A 21,052-nucleotide genomic window follows, 5' to 3' on the forward strand; every position below is an offset into this window, starting at 1 on the left:
CGCAGCTCACAGGCGATTCACAAGCAGGAATCATCAAACCTTCATCAAGGCACGTCATCGTCACGAATATGCACACGACCAGCCCGAACTCCACGTCCGAGCCCGTGCGCCGCCTCGACGGCAGCTCGATCAACATCCTCGTCGTGGATGACGAGCCCCCGCTGACCGAGCTCCTTTCCATGGTGATGCGCCAGGAGTCCTGGGACGTCCGCAGCGCGCACAACGGCTCCGAGGCCATCCGCGCCGCACGCGGGTTCCGTCCCGACGCGATAGTCCTGGACGTGATGCTGCCCGACATGGACGGGATCGAGCTCCTGCCGAGGCTGCGCGCGGTGCTGCCGGGCGTGCCGATCCTGTTCCTGACGGCCCTCGACTCGCTCCAGGACCGGCTCGTCGGCCTGCGGGCGGGCGCCGACGACTACGTCACGAAGCCGTTCAGCCTGGAGGAGGTCGTCATCAGGCTGCGCGGCCTGCTGCGCCGCTCGGGCGCGGCGCAGGCGCGGGCCGACGCCGGGCTCATGGTCGGGGACCTCACGTTGGACCAGGAGACCCACCAGGTACGGCGGGCCGGCAAGGAGATCAGGCTCACGCCCACGGAGTTCGAGCTGCTCCGGTTCCTCATGCACAACCCGGGCCGGGTGCTGAGCAAGGCGCAGATACTCGACCGGGTGTGGGCGTACGACTTCGGCGGCCAGAGCAACGTCGTCGAGCTGTACATCTCGTACCTCCGGCGCAAGATCGACGCGCATCGCGAGCCGATGATCCACACCGTGCGCGGCGTCGGCTACACGATCAGACCCACCGTATGACCGTGTCGCTGGAGACCAAGCTGGTGGCCTCCTCGATCGCGCTGCTGGCCGCCGTCTCCGCCGTCATCGCCGCCGCCACGACGCTGCTGTTCCACGACTTCCTCATCGACCGGCTCGACAGCCAGGTCACCTCGGCCGCCCACCGCTCGACCAGCGCGGCGGCCCGGCCGGGCGACACGCCGGGCAGCACGCCGCCGCAGGCGCGGGAGGTGTCGTTCCTGCTGTCTCCCGGTCAGGCCGAGGGCACGTTCGGCGCGCGGGTCCGCGAGGGCGTGGTGCGGCGCGCCGCGGTGCTGACCGGCATCGCCACCGTACGCGAGGTGGCCGCGCCGCCGTCGCTCGCCACCGTCACCCGCGAGCCGGTCACGGTCGGCCTGGGCCCGCTGGGCGACTACCGGATGGCCGCCGCCCGGACGCCCGACGGCGACCTGCTGGTCACCGGGCTGCCGCTGGCCGGCGTCACCTCCATGCTGACCAGGCTCGTCGTGGTGGAGGCCGCGGTGACGCTGGTGGGCGTCGCGCTGATGGCCGCCGCCTGCACCGTGCTCGTACGCCGTGCCGTACGCCCGCTCGGGCGCCTCGCCGCCACCGCCGCCAGGGTGTCGGAGCTGCCGCTGGCCAACGGGCACGCCGTACGGCTCGCCCGCGTGCCCGAGGCCGACACCGATCCGCGCACCGAGGTCGGGCAGGTGGGCGGCGCGCTGAACCGCATGCTGGGGCACGTCGAGACCGCCTTCGCCGTGCGGCACGAGAGCGAGACGAGGCTGCGGCGGTTCATCGCGGACGCCAGCCACGAGCTGCGCACACCGCTGGCCTCCATCGTCGGGTACGCCGAGCTGACCAGGCGGGGCGGCGAGCGGCACGGACCGCAGACGACGCACGCACTCGGACGCATCCGCTCCGAGGCGGGCCGGATGACGACGCTGGTCGAGGACCTGCTGCTGCTGGCCAGGCTGGACGCGGGCCGGCCGCTGGATCTGGTCGAGCTGGACCTGTCGCCGCTCGTGGTCAACGCGGTCAGCGACGCCTACGCGGCCGCTCCCCGGCACCGCTGGCTGATCGACCTGCCCGACCAGCCCGCCGTGGTCCTGGGCGACGCCGACCGCCTGCACCAGGTGATGAGCAATCTGCTCGCGAACGCCCGTACCCACACCCCACCCGGCACCACGGTCACCGCGACGGTCCGGCTCGGGGAGCGGGTGTCCGTGGAGGTCGCCGACGACGGGCCGGGGATTCCCGCGCACGTGCTGCCGCAGGTGTTCGGCCGGTTCGCGCGGGGCGACGGGTCGCGTTCCCGGCTGGCCGGAGGGAGCGGGCTGGGGCTGGCCATCGTGTCGGCGGTCACGGCGGCACACGGTGGACGGGTGGACGTACGCAGCGTGCCGGGCGACACGGTCTTCACCCTCGACCTCCCCCAAGTCGTTCGATGACTCGGCACATCAACCCGGGTCAGGCGGGACCGTCTCGCCGCAGTCAAGCGCATCGCCGCCGTGAGTTGAGGTCCTTCAGGGGGAGAGGAGGGACGCGGGCAAGTGATGGCGGCACAGGTGCACCGCCGTCGTGGACTGTGGTCCCTAGAGGAGACGAGGCACGCGGCGCGTGGGCGGCGGCTCAGATGCACCACCATCCTGCAAGTGCCACGGGCCGATCCGTTCCGTGACCGTCACGGGTGCCACACGTGTCGGTGCACAGGCACCACCGTAAGGGCCACAAGGAGGCCACGCCCCTATGTCCTCGGGGTGCCAGGGAGCCACAATGCTGTGGTGGCCCCGCCGACCCGTAACACCCTCTCAGAGCCACGCAGGGGTTATGCAGGTAGTTAAGTGGTGCCGCTATTTCCGGTTGTACAGCCGCATGGTGAGGGTGCCGAACACGGCGATGAGCAGCAGCGCCGAAACCAGCACCCACATGAGCTCCGCGCCGTCAGGCGCGCCCGCCATCAACGAGCGCACGGAAGCCACCAGGTGCGTGATCGGGTTCGCGTTCACGAACACCTGCAGCCACCCCGGCATGGTCGAGGGCTCCACATAGACGTTGCTCAGGAAGGTCAACGGGAACAGCACCAGCATGCTGACCCCCATCACGGACTTCTCGCTCCGCAGCAGCAGCCCGAACATCGTCCAGATCCACGAGAACGCGAACGAGAACCCCAGCAGCACCACGATCCCGCCCAGCACACCGGCCACCCCGCCCTGCGGCCGGAAACCCAGCACCAGACCGACCAGCAGGATGACCGTCGAGGCCAGGGTGTACCGCAGGACGTCGCCGAGCAGGTAGCCGACCATGGTCGAAGGGCGCCAGATGGGCAGGGTACGGAAGCGGTCGAAGACGCCCTTCTCGATGTCCTTGTTGACCTCCACGCCGGTGTACATCGTGATCATCACGACGCTCGTCACCATGATGCCCGGCAGCAGGAACTGCAGGTACTCGGTCGGCGACCCGGCCAGCGCGCCCCCGAACAGGTACGTGAACATCAGCGTCATCATCAGCGGGAACGCCGTCACGTCGAACAGCTGCTCCGGCACGTGCTTGATCTTCAACACGGCCCGCCAGCCGAACGTGACCGACGCCGACCAGGCGCTGGGCCGCGGCGGCTTGACCCCGGGAGCGAGCACCGTGCCGAGCATCTCGGCCGCGGGCGCGTACGTGGTCTCGGTGGTGGTGCTCATGCTGCCTCCTCGGTCGCGGGGCGGTCGGTCAGTGCCAGGAAGACCTCGTCCAGGCTTGGCTGGCCGAGTGAGAAGTCGTCGACGACGATGCCGGCCTCGGCCAGTCGCCCGAGTGCGCGGGCGGCCTGCGCCGCCTCCCCGCCGTCGCCGGTGATGCGAGCCGTGAGCGCCACCGGGTCCGCCTCCAGGTAGACGGGCGCGTCCAGCGTCTCGGCGAGCAGGCGCTCGGCGTCGCCGCGGGCGGCCGGGTCGCGCAGCCGTACGTGGACGGAGCCCGACCCGATCGACGACTTCAGCTCACCTGGGGTGCCCTCGGCGATGACCTTGCCGTGGTCGATGACCGCGATGCGGCTCGCCAGCCGGTCGGCCTCCTCCAGGTACTGCGTGGTCAACAGCACCGTCGTGCCGTGGGCCACGACGACGCGCACGATGTCCCAGACCTGGTTGCGGCTGCGCGGGTCGAGGCCGGTCGTGGGCTCGTCGAGGAAGAGCAGGTCGGGCGTGTTGAGGATGCTGGCCGCGATGTCGATCCGCCGGCGCATCCCGCCTGAATACGTCTTGACCTGCCGCCCCGCGGCCTCCGTCAGCCCGAACGCCTCCAGCAGCTCCGCCGCCCGCTCCTTCGCGGCAGGCTTGCGGTGGCCGAGGAGACGGCCGAGCAGGATCAGGTTCTCGGCGCCGGTCATCTCCTCGTCCACGGAGGCGTACTGGCCGGTCAGGCTGACCCGGCTGCGTACGGCGTCCGCCTCGCGCACCACGTCGTGCCCGAACACGGTCGCCTCGCCGCCGTCCGGTCGTAGCAGCGTGGCCAGCATCCGTACGGCCGTGGTCTTGCCCGCGCCGTTGGGGCCGAGCACGCCGTACACGGCGCCGGCCGGGACGGCGAGGTCGAGGCCGTCCACGGCGCGAGTGTCGCCGAAGACCTTGACCAGGCCGGAGGTCTGTATCGCTGGATCTGGCATTGCGGTCCTTTCATGAGACGTACGGCTGCGCGTGCCGGGCGGCGCGCAGGGCCTGGCCCCACCAGGTGAGCTGGTCGAGCATGGCCCCGACGGTCCGCAGGCGGTCGTCGGTGTCGCGCGGCCGTCCGCGCTCGTCGACGTCCTCGCCGAGCAGGTCGAGCCCGACCCAGTCGCGCATGGTCACGGAGTGCAGGGCGCAGAAGACGGTACGGAGCTGCTCGACCGCGTACATGCCGGCCGATCCCGACCCGTACGCCACGAACCCGATGGGCTTGGCCTGCCACTCGTCGTAGGCGAAGTCGATCGCCTGCTTGAGCGAGGCGGGGAAGCTGCGGTTGTACTCGGGGGTGACCACGACGAACGCCTCCGCCCTGCCGACGGACCCGGCGAAGCCGCACATGTCCGGCGTCGCCTCCTCCGGGTAGCACCTGGGGAAGGCGTACCCGGCCAGGTCGAGCACCTCGACCGCCAGGTCGCGGCGGCGGCGCGCCCGCTCGGCGAACCACGCGCCGACCTTGTCGCCGACGCGGCCGACCCGGGTGCTGCCGATGATCATCGCCACCCGCAAGGGATCCATGGTGCGCCCCCTTCCTGCGCCGTCACCTCTTAGGCGCTAGAAGGGCCGCTAGATCGGATCTAGCAACGATCCCGCCGACTGTGGCTGCTGTCCCTTTCGGCCGCCACCACTCGCCCGCGTCCCTAAGTGCTAACGGCGGGCGGCGTCGACGTCGAGCGCGGCGAGTAGCGGGTGTACGTCGTCCGCATCGCCTGGGTCGGATGACCGGAATGTTGCGTGCCGGTCCTCGGGGCACAAGGACTACGTTTCTCCAATTCAAGGCACTTATCGGCGCATCGCTGCAGTTCAGAGAGACGCCGGGTCGATACAACCGGAAGTGAGACGTCACCTGGCGCCCCCGGTCAGAGGAGCCAGGCGATGGGACGGTCCGGCTGGTAGCGGCAGGTGGAGCCGGTCGAGACGGCGGCGCGGAGGTGGGCGGCCAGCTCGGGATGGGCGCGGTCGAGCTTGCGCAGCACGTCGCGGATCCTGGCGGTGACGGTCTTGCGGGCGCGCTCCGCCTCGTCGCCCAGGCGGCGCGTCCGCCCGCCGAGCCCCGCCGCGGCCCGCAGCTCCTCCAGCAACGCCGCCCGCTCCCGGTCGAACTCGGCCGCCCGCAGATCGTCGCCCAGCTCCGCGGCCCGGTCGATCTCGTCGTCGAGCAGGGCCAGGCGGCGCCGGTAGCGGCTCTTGGCCTCCTCGTCGAGCACGTCGTCACCGCCCATCCGCCGGGCCGCGACCACGACCTCGCCGCCTGCGGGGTCGAGCAGGAGCACGGCGGGCACGTCGTCACCGGGACGGCTCAGCAGCGTGTGGAGGTCGCGCAGGCCCTTGGCGTCGGGCATGTGCGCGGTCCGGCCCGCGAACGCCAGCGACCAGACCTCACCGTCCCTCCTGAACTCCGCGTCACCGGTCAAGGTGCTTTCCGGCCGAGGTGCGACCGGCTCGGGCCGCGCCGGGCGTACGGACTCCAGGAGGTGGCGCATGCCCAGCTCGCCCGCCTCCCTGCGCACCCCGGCGAGCAGCCCCTCCGCCGCCTCGGCGTCGCCGGGCCCGCCACGGGAGAGCAGCGTCTCGGCCAGGCGCGCGCGGGCGATCACCGACCACGGCCGCGCCCGCATCCGGTCGGCGGAGCGGTAGGCGGCCGTGAACCCCTCGACGGCCTGCGCCCAGCGCCCCTCGGCGGCGTCCAGCAGGGCGAGCCAGAGATCATAAGGTCCGCTGATGTCCCAGCCGAACAGCGACACCACCCACCGCCCCCGATGCGGCGCCAGCGCGGCGCGGGCCCTCGCGCACAGCTCCGGGTCCTGGGTGGCCGCCGCCACCTCCGCCTGGAACCGCAGCCACAGCGGCTGCGTCATGGGCTCGCGCGGCTCCCCGCCGGCGAAGTGGCGCAACGCGGTGTCGAGGTCGCCGATCTGCAGGGCCGTGAGCGCCTCCAGTACCGGCACGCACGGATGGCCGGTGCCTCTGAGCTCGCGGGCCAGCTCTTCCGCCGCCTCGACCCTGCCCTGCAGCGACATCAGGGCCCACCGATGATGGACGATCATGAACACGAAATGGTCGTGCAGCGGGTCCACGTGGATCCCCGACAGCGCCGACTCCGCCTCGGCGAAGCGGCCGGTGAAGGCCGCCACGATGCTCACATCCACGGAAGTGGACAGGTCGAGATGGGGCCGGCCACTGCGCCTGCCTCTGGCGGCGTAGTCGTCGAAGGCCTCGAGGTAGCGGGGGTCGCCCTGCTCGATCATGGCGACCCAGCGCAGCGCGGCGGCGAAGTGGCCCAGCTCCCAGTCGGACGTCCGTCTGGCCACCTCGATCATTTCGCCGGTCAGCGCCACTCGCTCCTCCGCCGTGCCCGGCCCCCAGATGATGTCGTGGTGCGTCCAGAGGCTGAACGCCAGCGCGTCGTCATCGCCTCCCCGCCTCGCCAGCTGGGCGAGGTGGAGAACGAGCTCGAGCGCCAGCCGCTCATCGGGCACCGAGCCGCCGATCAGCCTGCCGTGGGCCTCTCTCAACCGATCGAGGGCCTCGTCGAGGCCGTAGTGGGAGTGCAACGTCAGCGCCACCCGGGCCGGCAGCTCGGGGTCGTCGAGCTCGCGGGCGATGGCGGCGGCCTGCTCGAACGCCTCCCTCGCCTCGTCCTGCTCCCCGAGGTGGTGCAGCTCCCTGCCCAGGTCGAGAGCGATCACGGCGTGCCTGCGCCGGTCGACGCCCGCGCTCAGTTCGTACGCCCTGCGCATATGGCCCAGCTGCTCCTCCCCCGCCAGCCGGCCCTTCGCGTCGCGGGCCGCCGCCAGCAGGAGGTCGATCACCCGATCAGGGGCCAGGCGGTCGCGGGCGAGGTGGGCGTGTCCGGCCAGGTCGCCCGGCAGGACCTTGCCCTCCAGCCCGGGCGAGCGGTCGAGGGCGCGGACGATCGCGCCGTGCAGCTCGCGCGGGTCGTCCAGCGAGTCGTAGAGGGTCTCGCGCACCAGGTCGTGGGCGAACGCGAACACGCCGCCGCCCTTGGCCACCACGAGCTTGGCCACCACGGCCACGTCAAGCAGCCGGTCGACGTGCGCGACGGGCGCCGCGACGCTCGCGGCGAGCACCTGCCGGTGGAACTCCCGCCCGAGCACCGCCGCGGCGGGCAGCATCTCGGACACCTGCCGCGGCAGCAGGGACAGGCGGCGCAGCAGCGCGTCGCGCACGCCGGGCGCGACGGCGCTGGCCGAGCCGCCGCTGCGCCACAGCCTGGCGGTCTGCTCGACGAAGAAGGGGTTTCCGCCCGTGCGCAGATGGACCTCCGCGACCAGCTCGGGCGGCGGCTCCTGGCCGGCCGTGCGGGCCATGAGCGCGCCGACCTCCGCCTGGTCGAGCCCGGTGAGCGTGATGGTGGTGGCCCGCGCGACGAGCGGCGACAGCAGGTCGCGCAGCGGGTGGTCGATCGGCTCGACCTCGGCGTCACGATAGGTGCCGATCAGCAGCAGCCGCTCGAACCAGGTCTGCTGCGCCGCGAACTCCAGCAGCCGGAGCGAGGCCGGGTCGGCCACGTGGAGGTCGTCGATGACGACCACCACCGGACGCCGCTGCGACAGCGAGACCAGGGCTGAGGTGACCGCGTCGTAGAGCTGGAAGGCGTCGGTGGCCGCCGCGCGGCTCCTGCCCTCGCCGAGCAGGGCGGCCAGGCTGTCGCCCGCCGCCGCCTCCACCGCGGCCCACTCCTGCGGCTCCGCGGCACGCCGCAGGGCCCGGATGACCTGGACCCACGGCCAGAAACCAGGGGCGCTGCCGGAATCCCAGCACGCGCCGCCGACCACCAGCGCGCCCTGCCCCCTGGCCTCACCTGCCGCGCTCGTGACCAGCGTGGTCTTGCCGATGCCCGCCTCACCGGTGACCAGCACCAGGCCGCCGTGGCTGCCGATCACCCTGGCGATCTCGGCACGCATCAGCGCGGCGGGGTGCTCCCTGCCGATCAGCTCGTGTGCCGCGATGTCGATAGGCATGACGCTTGCACGCTAGCCGCCTGGGCCGACAATTTTCCACAGCGGCTACCAGGCCACCTCCAGGGCGCTCAGGCCGTACACGATGTGGGAGGAGCGGAAGTCCGCGGCGCCTGCCTCGCGCAGCCCCGGGAAGCGCTGGAGCAGCGCGGGGAAGGCGATGCGCAGCTCCATGCGGGCCAGCGGGGCGCCCAGGCAGTGGTGGATGCCGTGGCCGAAGGCGACGTGGCCGGGGGCGCCGCGGGAGATGTCGAACGTGTCCGCGTCGGGCAGCAGCGCCGGGTCGCGGTTGGCCGCGGGCAGGGCGCAGACGACCAGCTCACCGGGGCCGATGGTACGGCCGCCGAGCTCGACCTCCGTGGTCGTGACCTTGGTGGTGCCCGAGTTGACGATGCTCAACCAGCGCAGCAGCTCCTCCACCGCGGCATCGATGCGCTCGGGCTCCTTCCTGAGGAGTTCGAGCTGTTCGGGGTGGCGGAGAAGAGCCAGGGTGCCGAGGGCGAGCATGTTGGAGGTGGTCTCGTGACCGGCGAACAGCAGCAGGGCGCCGATCCCGACGAGCTCGTCGGTGGTCAGGTCGTCGCCGTGCTCGCGTACCAGCATGCCGAGCAGTTCGTCGCCCGGATCCCGCTGGATGCGGCGGACCAGGTCCTCCATGTACGCCCGCGCCTCGAACTGCAGCGCCAGGCGCTCCTCGCCCGGCACCGACATGTCGAGCATCCTGCTGGTGCGGTGCTGGAAACCCTCACGGTCCTCGTACGGGACGCCGAGCAGCTCGCAGATGACCAGCGACGGGATCGGCAGCGAGAACGACGGCACCAGGTCCGCGGGCGCCCCGGCGGCCTCCATGGCGTCCAGGTGGTCGTCCACGATGCGCCTGATCCGCGGCTCCAGCCTCTGCATCCTGCGGATGGTGAACTCGGGGGTCAGCATCTTGCGCAGGCGCGTGTGCTTGGGCGGGTCCGCGCCGAGCAGGTTGCCCGCCTGCGCCTTGGCGAGCTGCTCCGGGGTCATCTCCGGCGCTCCGGGCAGCCGCGCCACCGTCTGCTCGGCGATCTTGAACCGCTCGGCGTCGCCCAGGACCTCACGTACGTCCGCGTACCGGGTCACGAGCCAGGCGTCCAGGCCGAACGCGCTTGTGATGCGCACGACCCCCGCCTCGTCCCGGACCGCCGCCAGCTCGGGAGCCGGGTCGAACCCCATCCGCCGCATGTGCGGCGGCATCGCCGAGGACTCGGTCATGCAAACCCCTTGATGATCGTCGTTGACGCGTCAACGGTAACAATCGGGAAGGGCGGTCTCCAATGCCCCGCCGCACGGGGTTTCCGACCTTCTGGGAGGCGCGTAAGCGACCCACCACACGGGGTTGCCGTCCTTTGGGCGGGGCGGGGTTGCGGGGGTTCGGCGGCAGGGGGGAACATGCCCCTGATCTTTATGAGAAGAGGATGGTTTCCATGGATGTGCCCGAGTCGGTGCCCGTGTTGATCGCCGGAGGCGGGCCCGTGGGGCTGGCCACCGCCGTGGAGCTGCGCCATCAAGGTGTCCGTTGCCTGGTGGTCGAGCCGCGCGAGGAGGTGTCGTGGCTGCGGCCGCGGGCCAAGACGACGTCGGCGCGCTCGATGGAGCTGCTGCGCAGGTGGGGTCTGGCCGAGACGGTACGGGCGCGCGCGCCGCTGGCGGTCTCGTGGTCGGACCAGGCGGTGTTCGTCAACAGTCTGCTCGGACGGGAGATCACCAGGATCGGTGGGTGCTTCGGGCTCGACCTGGTGGGCTCCGACCTGGCGGCCGAGCCGGGCCAGCAGGTGCCCCAGCCGCTGGTGGAGGAGGTGCTGCGCGAGGCCGTCGGCGACGCCCTGCTCACCGGTTGGCAGGTGGCCGGGCTCAATGAGGACGCCGGCGGCGTGTCGGTGCGGATCACGTCCGCGGCGGGCGAGGAGCGCGAGGTACGCGCCCAGTACGTGGTCGGCTGCGACGGCCCGCGTAGCGTGACCAGGGCGGCCATCGGCGCCCGCTACGAGGGCCGCCAGGACGCCAGGCCCAACTTCAACGTCGTCTTCCGCGCCCCCGGCCTGGCCGAGCGCATGCCGCACGGCCCCGCCGTGCACTACTGGGTGCTGAACCCGGCCCAGCCGGGCATCGTCGGCCGCCTCGACCTGAAGGACACCTGGTGGTGCATCGCCCAGGGCGTCCCCGCGGAGGGCGCGGACCCGATGCGGCTGGTCCACAACCTGGCGGGAGCCGGCATCGAGGTCGAGATCCTGGCCACCGACCCGTGGAACGCCCGGATGCTGCTGGCCGACCGGTACGCGAGCGATCGCGTGTTCCTGGCGGGCGACGCGGCGCACCAGAACCCGCCGTACGGCGGGCACGGGTTCAACACCGGGATCGGGGACGCGGTCAACATCGGCTGGAAACTGGCCGCCGTACTGAACGGGTGGGCCCCGGCCACGCTGCCGGCCACCTACGAGACCGAGCGGCGCCCGATCGCCGCCGACACCATCGAGGCCGCCGCCGCGAACATGTCCGTCCTCGCCCCCGAGCTCGCGGATCCGGCGCTGATGGGGGACGAGGCCGAGTTCGAGAAGGTGCGCCCGGCCGTGGCGGAGGCCGTGCTGAGGACCAAGGACAACGAGTTCCACAGCCTGGACCTGGTGCTCGGCTACACGTACGCGGGCTCCCCCATCGTCGCGGAAGGCGCCGGCGAGCGCCTGCCGCACCGGTGGCTGTCGCCCGGCGACTCCCTCTATGACCGGCTCGGCCGGGGCTTCAGCGTGGTCGGCGACCAGCGCGCGCCTGGCGCCGCCGTGCTGGCCGAGCAGGCGCGCGAGCTGGGCGTGCCGCTTCAGGCGGTGGACCTGCCCGGCGAGCCCCTGACGCTGGTCCGCCCCGACCAGCACGTGGCCTGGCGCGGCGAGGACCCGGACGGCGCCCTGCACCTGGCGCTCGGCCGGCCGTCAGAGGGGAAGTAGCCCGATCTCCTCCCGCGGATACAGAGTCACCCTGCTCTCTTTCTGGAGCGCGATGTTTCCATCCGGGCACCTCTAGAGGGCGATCACGACCTTCCCCGCCGCGTGGCCCGCCTCCTGGTACCTGACGGCCGCCGGGATCTCCTCGAACGGGTAGCTCCGATCGATGACCGGATGGACCTCGCCGCTCTCGATGAGCTCGGTCAGCGTCGTCAGGTTCCGCCTGTTCTCCGTGCAGCGCACCACGTCCGCCATGACCGTCCTCTGGGACGCGAACGTCCCCGCCGCGAGCGTCGCGAACACGTGACCGGCGGGCTGCAGCCAGCGGCCGGCCGGGCCGCCGACGAGGACCAGGGCCCCCTTGCGGGTCATCACCCGCCGGCAGGCCGAGGCGGGGCGGCTGCCCGCGATGTCCACCAGCACGTCGTAGCGCTGCCCGTTACGGGTGAAGTCCTCTTTGGTGTAGTCGATGACCTCGTCCGCGCCGATCGACCGCACCATGTCCACGTTCCGCGGGCCGCAGACGCCGGTGACCCGCGCGCCGAACGCCTTGGCGAGTTGCACGGCGAACGTGCCCACACCTCCGGAGGCCCCGTTGACGAGGACCTTCTGCCCCGGCAGGACGCGTGCCGAGTCGCGCAGGGCGATCAGGGCGGTGTTCGCCGCCATCGGCACCGCCGCCGCCTCCTCGAACGACAGGTTCTCCGGCTTCGGCGCCAGCTCGCTCTCCGGCACGCACACGTACTCGGCGAAGCCGCCCTGCTTGGGCATCGCGTACACCCCGTCGCCCGGGGCGAACTCCGTCACGCCCTTGCCGACCGCCTCGACCTCCCCGGCCACGTCGGCGCCCAGGATGGCGAACGGCGGCTTGCGCAGGCCGGGGCCGCCGGGCATCAGGCGCGCGACGTACGGCTCGCCGCGCAAGAAGTGCCAGTCGTAGGGCTGGACGGAGGTGGCGCGCACCCGGATCAGCACCTCGCCGTCGCCGGGCACGGGCCGGTCGATGTCCGTGAGCTGGAGGGGTGAGCCGTACGAGCGTGAGACGAACGCTTTCATCGCATTTCTCCTCTTCGGGGACTCGCCACAAGTGTCGCCAGACCCCCCGGGCACGCTCTACAGCCGAAAGTACGACCTTCTCACCGGCCGATCGGCCGGATCAGTTGCGCACGCGCTTGGTCTCGTACGCCCACATGGCGATCTCGACCCGATTGCGCACGCCCAGCTTGGTCATGAGGCTGGCGATGTGGCTCTTGACCGTGCTGAGCGAGATGTGCAGTTCGTCGGCGATCTCGCTGTTGGTCCGCCCGCGCGCCACGGTGGCGAGGATCTCCTCTTCCCGGCCGGTGAGCGCCTCGATGGGTTTGGCGGGCGGTGTGGCGCGCCCGGCGAAGGCGAAGGTCTCGAGCAGACGGGCGGTGATGTTCGGGGCGATGAGGGCGTCGCCGTTGGCGGCGGCGCGGACGGCCTGGGAGAGCAGGTCGGGGCCGGCGTCCTTGAGCAGGAAGCCTCGGGCGCCTGCCCGGAGCGCGGCGTAGACGTACTCGTCGAGGTCGAAGGTGGTGATGACGACGACGGCGAGGGGGTCGGCGACGCCCGGGCCGGCCAGGCGGCGGGTGGCCTCGATGCCGTCGAGGCCGGGCATGCGGATGTCGAACAGGCACACGTCGGGGCGCAGGCGCCGCGCCAGCTCGACGGCGCGGCGCCCGTCGGCGGCCTCGCCGACGACCTCGATGCCGGGCTGCGCGTCGAGGATCATCCTGAGCCCGGTGCGGGCGATCTCCTGGTCGTCGGCGACGATCACCCGGATGCCTTCGCCGGTCATGTCGCCGCCCCGGTGCGGGGCAGCACGGCGGTCACGGTCCAGCCCCGGTCGGGGTTCGGCCCTGCTTCGCAGGTGCCGCCGAGCAACCCGGCACGTTCGATCATCCCCAGGAGCCCGTAGCCGGGCATCGTGCGTACGGAAGTGGTGTCGCCGTCGTCGCTGACGCGCAGGCGCACCGACGTGTCGTCGGCGGCGACCTGGATCGCGATGCGGGTGGCGTGGCGGGCGTGCCTCCGGGCGTTGGTGACCGACTCCTGCGCGATACGGAAGATCGCTGCCCCGACCGACGGCGGCAGGCCGTCGAGGTCGCCGAAGATCTCCACGTCGACGGACGGGCCGACGCGGGCCCGGCCGGCGAGCTGTTCGAGATCGGCGATCTGCCGCCCCGGCGCCAGCTCCGCCGGCTCGTTGCGGCGCAGGAGGCGGACCATGGCGCGCATCTCGGCTAGAGTGCGCGACGCCTCTGCCTCGATCACGCGGAGCGCGTCGGTCGCGGCCTCCGGTTGTGTGGCCGCCGTCGCCAGGCCTGCCTGCGCGCGGATCGCCATGGCGGACACGTGGTGAGCCACGGTGTCGTGCAGGTCGCGGGCCAGTTGCTCGCGTTCGAGCAGCTTGACCTGCTCGAGCTCGCGTGTCCGCGCCCTACCCCGATACCGGACCGCCAGCCCCAGGGCGATGGCCGAGAACATGACGACGAACGCGGCGACGGCGTCGGCGGGGGCGAGCCCGTAGAAGGCCACCGAGACGCCGACCGAGACCAGCATGATCGCCAGCCCGGCCGCGGCCTCCCGCCCGGACCCCCACCTGAACAGCGCGTAGACCACGATCAGCAGGAACACCATCGTGTACGTCTCCGCCCGCACCCCGCCCGTGAGCAGCGGAGCCAGGCTCGTGGCCACGAAGGTGATCGCGAGCATCAGCAGTGGCCTGGTGCGGCGCCACAGCAGCGTGGGCACCAGCCCGATCGTGAGGGCCACCGAGACGGCCCGCCACGGGAGGTCCGGCCGCAGGACCCCTTCGAGCACCGCGACCAGCACGAGCACCCCTACGAGCGCCCAGTCCCGCCAGACGCGTAACGGAGGGTCGGGAGGACGGGGCTCGTTCCACACGGACCGAAGCACTCCTTCATGGTAATCACCCGAGGGCCGCGCCGATCGCGGTCATGATCGGGATGGACAGGCCCGTGGTCAGCAGGACCGCGCTGCGGGCCAGGCGCCGGCCGGTGTCGTAGTTCACCGCGTACACGTAGATGTTCTGCGCCGTCGGCAGGGCGGCGAAGAGGGTGGCGGCCAGGAGGGCGCTGCCCTCGAGACCGAGGGCGAGGCTGGCGGTCAGGTAGGCGATGGCCGGCTGGACGAAGGCCTTCAGCGCGACCGCGAGGGCGATGTCTTTGCCGACGCCGTTCGCCTCGGGGACCGTGGGGGCGCGCCGGGAGCCGTACAGGCTGAGACCGTACGCCAGCAGCGCCACGGGCACGGCCGCGCCGCCCAGCAGCTCGACCGGGCGCATGACCGGGGCGGGCAGGGAGATCCCGCTGAGCGCGAACGCGAGCCCGAGGAGCGAGGCGACCGTGAGCGGATTGCGGAACGGGAGGAGCAGGGCCGCACGTGCCGAGCGCCCTCCCTTGTCGAGGATCAGGAACGAGATCGGGGTGATGACGATCAGCTGGAAGAGCAGGATCGGGGCGACCAGGGCGCCGTCGCCCAGCACGTAGATCGAGATGGGCACGCCCAGGTTGCCCGCGTTGACGTACGACGAGGCCAGGGCGCCGATCGTCGCCTCGCGGCGGTCGCGCCGCCAGGCCAGCCTCGCCACCAGCACGTAGACGAGCTGGACGCAGACCACCGCCACCACCTCGGTCAGCAGCACCGGCGAGAAGAGTGTGTGCAGGTCCGCCCTCGAGACGGTGGCGAACATCAGCGCGGGAGTCGCCACGAAGAACGCCAGCCGCGACAGCACTAACTCGTCGCTGGCCCGCAGCAGGCCGCCCACTCCGACCAGGTAACCCAGCACGGCAACGGACACCAGTGCGGCGAACGCCGCGACAACCCCCGACACGCACCAACCTCCGAAATGGGACGTTCAGCAGCGTATCGGGCTCCGCACGTCACCTCTCCGCCGCACTTCGGTGAAGGTTCTTCGGGAGACAGTGTGAGGGTGGCGGGTCCAGACGGGGGTCTACGCTGGGGCGCATGCGAGTAGCGGTGATTGGCGCCAGCGGTCATATCGGTACGTATCTCATCCCCCGGCTGGTCGACGCCGGACACGACGTCGTCGCCGTCAGCAGGGGCAAGCGGGGGCCCTACAGCCCGCACGGGGCCTGGCAGTGGGTCACCCCCGTCACCGCCGACCGCGACGCGGAGGACGCCGACGGGACGTTCGGGCGGCGGATCGCGGACCTGGACGCGGACGTCGTCATCGATCTCATCTGCTTCACGGAGACCAGCGCCCGCGACCTCGCGGCGGCGCTGACCGGGCGGGTCCGGCACTTCCTGCACTGCGGGACGATCTGGACGCACGGGCCCAGCAGCCGGGTGCCGACCACCGAGGACCGGCCCAAGCGGCCGATCGGCGAGTACGGCAAGCAGAAGGCCGCCATCGAGGCCCACCTCCTCGAACGCGCGCATCGCGACGGCTTCCCCGCCACGATCATCCATCCCGGGCACATCACCGGGCCGGGCTGGGTGCCGGTCAACCCCGCGGGCAACGTCAACCCCGCCGTGTTCCAGACGCTGGCCGACGGCGCCGAGCTGGCGCTGCCGAACTTCGGCATGGAGACCGTCCAGCACGTGCACGCCGACGACGTGGCGCGGCTGTTCATGGACGCGATGGTCAACCCGTCCGTCGCCGTGGGCGAGAGCTTCCACTCCGTGGCCACCACCGCCCTGACGCTGCGCGGCTACGCCGAGGCGGTGGCGGGCTGGTTCGGGAGGGAGGCGCGGCTGACCTTCCTGCCGTTCGAGCGGTGGCGGGAGACGGTGTCGGAGGAGGACAGGCGGATCACGCTCGACCACATCTCGTACAGCCCCCACTGCAGCATGGAGAAGGCCGAGCGGCTCCTGGGGCACCGGCCCCGCCACACGCCGCTCGAGGCCGTCTCCGAGGCGGTCGACTGGCTGGTCAGAGCCGGAACCATCACCCCGTGAGGGGGCCGAACTCCTTCCGCGTGTCGATGACGTCGCCGAAGAGCTCCCAGCGCTCGCCCTTGAACCTCATGAGCTGCATCGACTCGATCGGGAAGCCGTCTCCCTGACCGGTGTCGAGCGTCACGCCCGGCAGCAGCATGTCGATCTTGACGCCCTTGAGGTCGCGTACGGAGTCACGCAGCCCCTCGCGGGTCGGGCACCTGGCCGCCTCCATGGCTTTGTGGAAGCTGTTCGCCACGGCCCAGCCGAAGGTGTGGTAGGGGACATCGGGGTCGGCGCCGGGCGCGTACTGCCGCATCTTCTGCCTGTACAGCGTCATCTCCGGGTCGTTCTGCCACGTCGGGTCGTTGGGGTCCTTGTAGTACGTGGCCGAGACGACGCCCTGCACGTTCGCGAAGCCGACGGGCTTGAGCACGGTGATCGAGGCGGAGACGTTGTTGATGAGGTGCAGCGGGTTCCAGGCCGTGTTCCTGGCGTCGGCGGCCAGCGCCTGCGAGCCGAACTTGGGCGTGGTGATGTCGAGGAACACCTCGGCCTTCGACTCCGCGAGGTTGCGCATCTGGGGGTCGATGCTGGGGTCGGTCACCTCGTAGCTCTGCTCGGCCACGATCGTGATCCCGGTGCCCTCGACGGCCCGCTTGAACCCGCCGAGCAGGTCCTTGCCGAAGTCGTCGTTCTGGTAGAGGACGGCGACCTTGGCCTGGGGCTTCTCCTTCTTGAGGTACTGGGCGTAGACGCGGGCCTCGGAGACGTAGTTGGGCTGCCAGCCGATCGTCCACGGGTGCGCGGTGTCGGTGCCCCACTTGGAGGCGCCGGTGGCGACGAAGACCTGCGGGACCTTGCGCTGGTTCGTGTAGTCCCAGGTGGCGGTGGTCGAGGGCGTGCCGAGCGTCTGGAACAGCGCGAACACCTGCTCCTGCTCCACCAGCCTGCGCGCCTCCTCGACGGCCTTGGGCGGCTGGTAGCCGTCGTCGCGGACGACGAACTCGACCTTGCGCCCGCCGATGCCGCCCTTCTCCGCGTTGATGTAGTCGAAGTACGCCTTGATGCCCTTGGGGATGTCCCCGTAGGCGGAGGCGGGACCGGACAGCGGGTAGATGCCGCCCAGCTTGATGCTCTTGTCGGTGATGCCGGTCGTCTGCTGTCCTCGGCACTCGCCCGACGCCGCCGTGCCCGCGCCGCCGCTGTCACGCCCCCCGCAGGCGGCGACCAGGAGAAGCAACCCAGCAGCCCCGATCGCGGATACACGCATCGTTCTTACTCCTTCCGGGGAACCTTCTTGATCAAGCGCCCGGCCAGCCCGGCGAGGCCCGTGGGGGCCACGTACATCACCGCGATGATCAGCAGGCCGAAGACGACGCCGGGAGCGGCGTCGTTGATGTCCTGCGCGATACTGGGCACGAACATCACGAACAGCCCGCCCAGCACGGGCCCGGACAGCGAGCCGAGCCCGCCGACGACCAGTCCGGCCAGCAGGGTGATCGACAGGTTGACGGTGAACGAGTCCGGCGACACGAACCCGATCACCCACGTGTAGAGACAGCCCGCCACTCCGGCGAACATCGCGCTCCACGCGAACGCGAGCGTCTTGTAGGACGACAGCCGTACGCCCATGACCTCGGCCGCGGCCTCGTCGTCCCTGATCGCGTGCAGCGCCCGGCCCACCCGCGACCGCAGCAGGCTGCCCGCCACCAGGAACGCCGCGACGGCGACGATCAAGGTGAGGAAGTACAGCCACTGGTCCTCGGCCAGGCCGCTCCAGGCGGGCGGCGCGGGCTTGGCCAGCGTCAGCCCCATGGACCCGCCGGTGACCGGCTCGAAGCGCTTGAGCAGCGGCACGAGGAAGATCGCCACGGCGAGCGTGACGAGCGCCAGGTAGAGGCCGCGCAATCGCATGGCCGGCAGGCCGAACGCCAGCCCGAGCACGAACGCCACTCCCGCCGCGATGGGGAGGGTCACGGGGTACGGGAGCGCCCAGCGGTCGAGGAGGATCGCGGTCGCGTACGCGCCGACGGCGAAGAACGCGCCGTGTCCGAGTGAGATCTGACCGGCGTGGCCGACGAGGAGGTTGAGCCCGAGCAGCGCCACCGCGTAGACCAGCACCATTGTGAGCTGGAAGACGTGGAACGGGTCGAGCTGGAAGGGGGCGTAGCACGCCGCGGCCAGGAGGACGGCCGCGGCTGCCCACCGCAGGCGCGTTGTACGCAGCGTCGTGGCCTGCCTGCCTTTGGAGATCACGGTGGGCGTCACGACCGCTCCACCACCGCTCGCCCGAACAGGCCCCGGGGCCGCAGCAGGAGCACGCCCAGGATGATCACCAGCGGCACCCCCACCTTGAGGTCGGACCCGATGAACCCGACGTAGGCCCCGGCCATCGTCTCCGCCACCCCGACGATCAGCCCGCCCACGACCGCCCCCACCGGGCTGTCGAACCCGCCGAGGGTCGCCGCCGCGAACGCGTAGATGAGGACGCCGCCCATCATGTTCGGCTCCAGGAACAGCAGCGGCGCCACCAGCACCCCCGACACCGCGCCCACGGTGGCCGCCAGCCCCCAGCCGAGCGCGAGCGTCCAGCCCACCCTGATCCCGACCAGCCGCGCCGACTCGGGGTTGCTCGCCACCGCCCGCATCCCCAGCCCGATCTTGGTGTGCTGGAAGAGCACGAACAGGAGTCCCATGACCGCCGCCACCACGGCGAGCACCCCGAGCGTCGAGAAGCTCACGCTGACCCCGGCCGCCTCCAGCGCGCCGTCCGGGAACGGGTTGGGGAAGTCCTTGATCAGGAACGTCCAGATCCACCCGGCGGCGGCGTTGACGAAGATGAACAGGCCCACGGTGACGATGACCAGCGTCAGCTCGGGCGCGCCCTCGACCGGCCGGATGATCAGCCGTTCGATGAGCATCCCACCCGCGAACGACACCACCAGCGTGAGCGCCAGCGCCGGCCAGAACGGCAGCCCGGCGGCCACGCACTGCCAGGCGACGTACGTGGAGAACATGGCCAGCTCACCCTGGGCGAAGTTCACGATCCCGGTGAACCGGTAGATCAGCACCAGGGCCAGCGCCAGGCTGGCGTAGATGGCGCCCGCGCCGAGCCCCTCGACGACCTGCTGCAGGAATCCGGTCATCGGCTACACCCGGTATCCCAGGTAGGACTGGGCCACCTGCTCGTCGGCCCTGATCTGCCCGGCCGTGCCCGACAGGACGATCCGCCCGGTCTCCAGCACGTGCGCCTGCTGGGCGATGCCGAGCGCGAGATGGGCGTTCTGCTCGACGACGACCACGGTGGTCCGCTCCTCCGCGTTGACGGCCCGGACGATGCGGAACAGTTCCCGGGTGACCAGCGGGGCCAGGCCGAGCGACGGCTCGTCGAGCAGGAGCAGCCTGGGCCGCAGCATGAGGGCCCGGCCGATGGCCAGCATCTGCTGCTCGCCGCCGCTGAGGCTGCCCGCGGCCTGCTTGAGCCGGGTCTTCAGCACCGGGAAGTACGTGTGGATGCGTTCGAGGTCCTCCTCCACGGCGGCACGACCCCGCCGGACGAAGGCGCCGAGCCGGAGGTTCTCCTCGACGGTCAGCGGCATGAACGTGCCCCGCCCCTCGGGCACGTGGGCCACGCCCTGCCGGGCGAGCGCGTCGGGCGGGCGGCCCGCCAGGTCCGTGCCGTCGAGCGAGACCCGGCCACGTGCCTTGACCATGCCGGACAGGGCACGAAGCAGCGTCGTCTTGCCCGCGCCGTTCGGTCCGAGAATCGCGCAGATCTCCCCCTCGCGGACGGTCAGGCTCACGCCGTGCAGCACGCGCGCGTCCCCGTACCCGGCCGCGAGGTCCTCGACGACGAGTGTCATACGGCGGTCCCCAGGTACGCCTCGATGACGCCGGGGTCGCGCTGCACCTCGCCAGGCGGCCCCTCGGCGATCTTGCGGCCGAAGTCCAGGCACACGATCCGCTCGCAGATCCCCATGACGAACCCCATGTGGTGCTCGACCACGATCACGGTCAGGTCGTACTCGGATCTGATCGCGCCCAGCGTGCCCGCGAACTCCTCGACCTCGGCCGCGTTCAGCCCGTTCACCGGCTCGTCGAGCAGCAGCAGCCGGGGCCTGCCGACGAGCGCGCGGGCCAGCTCGACCCGCTTGAGCGTCCCGAACGGCAGCCCGGTCGCCGGATGATCGGCCACGCCGGTCAGGCCCAGCCGCTCGATCACGGCGTCGGCGTCCGCGCGCAGCCCGCGCTCCTCGCGGCGCACGCCGGGCAGCCGCAGCCCCGCGCCGAGGAAGCCGGCGCGGCCCCTGTGGTGGGCGCCTACCAGCACGTTGTCGCGTACGGACAGCTGGGGGAAGAGGCCCAGGTTCTGGAAGGTCCGCGCGATGCCCATTCCCGCGATCGCGTACGGCGCCACGGCCGTCAGGTCCCCGCCCTCGTACACGATCGTCCCGGAGTCGGGGTCGTACCGACGGGTGAGGCAGTTGAACAGGGTGGTCTTGCCGGCCCCGTTCGGCCCGATGAGCCCCACCATCTCGCCGCGCCCCACCTCGAAGCCCACGCCGTCCAGCGCCGTGATGCCGCCGAAGCGGACGGTGAGATCGTCTACCTCCAGCATCCGGCCTCCTGGAGAACAATGTTCTGAATGTGGGCTC

Annotated in this window: 18 protein-coding genes; 4 read left to right on the forward strand and 14 right to left on the reverse strand. The window is 71.6% G+C overall.

What is annotated here, in order from left to right:
* Window positions 1–68: 68 nt before the first annotated feature.
* Together ACQPWU_RS57995 and ACQPWU_RS58000 are read left to right on the forward strand one after the other, a co-directional pair.
* Window positions 69–809: a response regulator transcription factor gene (locus ACQPWU_RS57995; RefSeq protein ID WP_433435611.1), complete on the forward strand. Its 741-nt coding sequence runs from the start codon at window positions 69–71 to the stop codon at window positions 807–809.
* Window positions 806–2,239: a sensor histidine kinase gene (locus ACQPWU_RS58000; protein ID WP_433435612.1), complete on the forward strand. Its 1,434-nt coding sequence runs from the start codon at window positions 806–808 to the stop codon at window positions 2,237–2,239. Before ACQPWU_RS57995 ends, ACQPWU_RS58000 begins: the two co-directional genes overlap by 4 nt.
* 402 nt (window positions 2,240–2,641) lie before the next feature.
* On the opposite strand, the gene ACQPWU_RS58005 is transcribed toward ACQPWU_RS58000, so the two are convergent.
* The 5 genes from ACQPWU_RS58005 to ACQPWU_RS58025 form a co-directional block, all read right to left on the reverse strand.
* Window positions 2,642–3,478: an ABC transporter permease gene (locus ACQPWU_RS58005; RefSeq protein ID WP_433435613.1), complete on the reverse strand. Its 837-nt coding sequence runs from the start codon at window positions 3,476–3,478 to the stop codon at window positions 2,642–2,644.
* On the reverse strand, window positions 3,475–4,440 hold the full coding sequence (locus ACQPWU_RS58010) for an ATP-binding cassette domain-containing protein (RefSeq protein WP_433435614.1): 966 nt from the start codon (window positions 4,438–4,440) through the stop codon (window positions 3,475–3,477). The genes ACQPWU_RS58005 and ACQPWU_RS58010 overlap by 4 nt, the downstream gene beginning before the upstream one ends.
* A gap of 10 nt (window positions 4,441–4,450) precedes the next feature.
* The gene (locus ACQPWU_RS58015) at window positions 4,451–5,017 is read right to left on the reverse strand and encodes an NADPH-dependent FMN reductase (RefSeq protein ID WP_433435615.1); all 567 of its coding nucleotides are present in this window, start codon (window positions 5,015–5,017) and stop codon (window positions 4,451–4,453) included.
* A gap of 341 nt (window positions 5,018–5,358) precedes the next feature.
* The gene (locus ACQPWU_RS58020) at window positions 5,359–8,484 is read right to left on the reverse strand and encodes an ATP-binding protein (protein ID WP_433435616.1); all 3,126 of its coding nucleotides are present in this window, start codon (window positions 8,482–8,484) and stop codon (window positions 5,359–5,361) included.
* A 45-nt stretch (window positions 8,485–8,529) separates the two neighbouring features.
* Window positions 8,530–9,723, reverse strand: a complete 1,194-nt coding sequence (locus tag ACQPWU_RS58025; RefSeq protein ID WP_433435617.1) for a cytochrome P450 — start codon at window positions 9,721–9,723, stop codon at window positions 8,530–8,532.
* Window positions 9,724–9,935: 212 nt separating this feature from the next.
* Between ACQPWU_RS58025 and ACQPWU_RS58030 the strand changes: the two genes are divergently transcribed.
* On the forward strand, window positions 9,936–11,450 hold the full coding sequence (locus ACQPWU_RS58030; protein WP_433435618.1) for an FAD-dependent monooxygenase: 1,515 nt from the start codon (window positions 9,936–9,938) through the stop codon (window positions 11,448–11,450).
* A 72-nt stretch (window positions 11,451–11,522) separates the two neighbouring features.
* Here ACQPWU_RS58030 and ACQPWU_RS58035 read toward each other — a convergent pair whose 3' ends face one another.
* From ACQPWU_RS58035 to ACQPWU_RS58050, 4 genes are all read right to left on the reverse strand, one after another.
* Window positions 11,523–12,503, reverse strand: a complete 981-nt coding sequence (locus tag ACQPWU_RS58035; RefSeq protein ID WP_433435619.1) for an NAD(P)-dependent alcohol dehydrogenase — start codon at window positions 12,501–12,503, stop codon at window positions 11,523–11,525.
* A 100-nt stretch (window positions 12,504–12,603) separates the two neighbouring features.
* On the reverse strand, window positions 12,604–13,269 hold the full coding sequence (locus ACQPWU_RS58040) for a response regulator (RefSeq protein ID WP_433435620.1): 666 nt from the start codon (window positions 13,267–13,269) through the stop codon (window positions 12,604–12,606).
* Window positions 13,266–14,390 carry a sensor histidine kinase gene (locus ACQPWU_RS58045; protein ID WP_433435621.1) on the reverse strand — a complete coding sequence of 375 codons (1,125 nt, stop codon included), beginning with the start codon at window positions 14,388–14,390 and terminating at the stop codon, window positions 13,266–13,268. The genes ACQPWU_RS58040 and ACQPWU_RS58045 overlap by 4 nt, the downstream gene beginning before the upstream one ends.
* Window positions 14,391–14,403: 13 nt before the next feature.
* Window positions 14,404–15,327, reverse strand: coding sequence for an AEC family transporter (locus tag ACQPWU_RS58050; RefSeq protein ID WP_433435622.1), 924 nt, complete (start codon window positions 15,325–15,327; stop codon window positions 14,404–14,406).
* Window positions 15,328–15,461: 134 nt separating this feature from the next.
* On the opposite strand from ACQPWU_RS58050, the gene ACQPWU_RS58055 reads away from it, so the two are divergent.
* On the forward strand, window positions 15,462–16,415 hold the full coding sequence (locus tag ACQPWU_RS58055; protein WP_433435623.1) for an NAD-dependent epimerase/dehydratase family protein: 954 nt from the start codon (window positions 15,462–15,464) through the stop codon (window positions 16,413–16,415).
* On the opposite strand, the gene ACQPWU_RS58060 is transcribed toward ACQPWU_RS58055, so the two are convergent.
* The 5 genes from ACQPWU_RS58060 to ACQPWU_RS58080 are packed head-to-tail and all read right to left on the reverse strand — an operon-like array spanning window position 16,405 to window position 21,015.
* Window positions 16,405–17,667 (reverse strand): ABC transporter substrate-binding protein, encoded by a 1,263-nt coding sequence (locus ACQPWU_RS58060; RefSeq protein ID WP_433435624.1) that lies wholly within the window; start codon window positions 17,665–17,667, stop codon window positions 16,405–16,407. The genes ACQPWU_RS58055 and ACQPWU_RS58060 overlap by 11 nt on opposite strands.
* 5 nt (window positions 17,668–17,672) lie before the next feature.
* A complete protein-coding gene (locus ACQPWU_RS58065; protein ID WP_433435625.1) occupies window positions 17,673–18,665 on the reverse strand; it encodes a branched-chain amino acid ABC transporter permease in 993 nt (330 codons plus the stop codon).
* On the reverse strand, window positions 18,662–19,543 hold the full coding sequence (locus ACQPWU_RS58070) for a branched-chain amino acid ABC transporter permease (RefSeq protein WP_433435626.1): 882 nt from the start codon (window positions 19,541–19,543) through the stop codon (window positions 18,662–18,664). Before ACQPWU_RS58070 ends, ACQPWU_RS58065 begins: the two co-directional genes overlap by 4 nt.
* Before the next feature lie 3 nt (window positions 19,544–19,546).
* Window positions 19,547–20,260, reverse strand: coding sequence for an ABC transporter ATP-binding protein (locus ACQPWU_RS58075; RefSeq protein WP_433435627.1), 714 nt, complete (start codon window positions 20,258–20,260; stop codon window positions 19,547–19,549).
* A complete protein-coding gene (locus ACQPWU_RS58080) occupies window positions 20,257–21,015 on the reverse strand; it encodes an ABC transporter ATP-binding protein (protein ID WP_433435628.1) in 759 nt (252 codons plus the stop codon). Before ACQPWU_RS58080 ends, ACQPWU_RS58075 begins: the two co-directional genes overlap by 4 nt.
* Between the last annotated feature and the right edge of the window lie 37 nt (window positions 21,016–21,052).

The sequence above is a fragment of the Nonomuraea sp. CA-141351 genome (assembly GCF_050944675.1).
GTDB lineage: Bacteria > Actinomycetota > Actinomycetes > Streptosporangiales > Streptosporangiaceae > Nonomuraea.

Bases quoted from the DNA above. Each gene is read 5' to 3' on its own strand.
- ACQPWU_RS58000 (WP_433435612.1), top strand. From the start codon at position 806: ATGACCGTGTCGCTGGAGACCAAGCTGGTGGCCTCCTCGATCGCGCTG.
- ACQPWU_RS58055 (WP_433435623.1), top strand. From the start codon at position 15,462: ATGCGAGTAGCGGTGATTGGCGCCAGCGGTCATATCGGTACGTATCTC.
- ACQPWU_RS58080 (WP_433435628.1), bottom strand. From the start codon at position 21,015: ATGCTGGAGGTAGACGATCTCACCGTCCGCTTCGGCGGCATCACGGCG.
- ACQPWU_RS58040 (WP_433435620.1), bottom strand. From the start codon at position 13,269: ATGACCGGCGAAGGCATCCGGGTGATCGTCGCCGACGACCAGGAGATC.
- ACQPWU_RS58075 (WP_433435627.1), bottom strand. From the start codon at position 20,260: ATGACACTCGTCGTCGAGGACCTCGCGGCCGGGTACGGGGACGCGCGC.
- ACQPWU_RS58060 (WP_433435624.1), bottom strand. From the start codon at position 17,667: ATGCGTGTATCCGCGATCGGGGCTGCTGGGTTGCTTCTCCTGGTCGCC.
- ACQPWU_RS58015 (WP_433435615.1), bottom strand. From the start codon at position 5,017: ATGGATCCCTTGCGGGTGGCGATGATCATCGGCAGCACCCGGGTCGGC.
- ACQPWU_RS57995 (WP_433435611.1), top strand. From the start codon at position 69: ATGCACACGACCAGCCCGAACTCCACGTCCGAGCCCGTGCGCCGCCTC.
- ACQPWU_RS58035 (WP_433435619.1), bottom strand. From the start codon at position 12,503: ATGAAAGCGTTCGTCTCACGCTCGTACGGCTCACCCCTCCAGCTCACG.
- ACQPWU_RS58030 (WP_433435618.1), top strand. From the start codon at position 9,936: ATGGATGTGCCCGAGTCGGTGCCCGTGTTGATCGCCGGAGGCGGGCCC.
- ACQPWU_RS58070 (WP_433435626.1), bottom strand. From the start codon at position 19,543: ATGACCGGATTCCTGCAGCAGGTCGTCGAGGGGCTCGGCGCGGGCGCC.
- ACQPWU_RS58025 (WP_433435617.1), bottom strand. From the start codon at position 9,723: ATGACCGAGTCCTCGGCGATGCCGCCGCACATGCGGCGGATGGGGTTC.
- ACQPWU_RS58005 (WP_433435613.1), bottom strand. From the start codon at position 3,478: ATGAGCACCACCACCGAGACCACGTACGCGCCCGCGGCCGAGATGCTC.
- ACQPWU_RS58020 (WP_433435616.1), bottom strand. From the start codon at position 8,484: ATGCCTATCGACATCGCGGCACACGAGCTGATCGGCAGGGAGCACCCC.
- ACQPWU_RS58010 (WP_433435614.1), bottom strand. From the start codon at position 4,440: ATGCCAGATCCAGCGATACAGACCTCCGGCCTGGTCAAGGTCTTCGGC.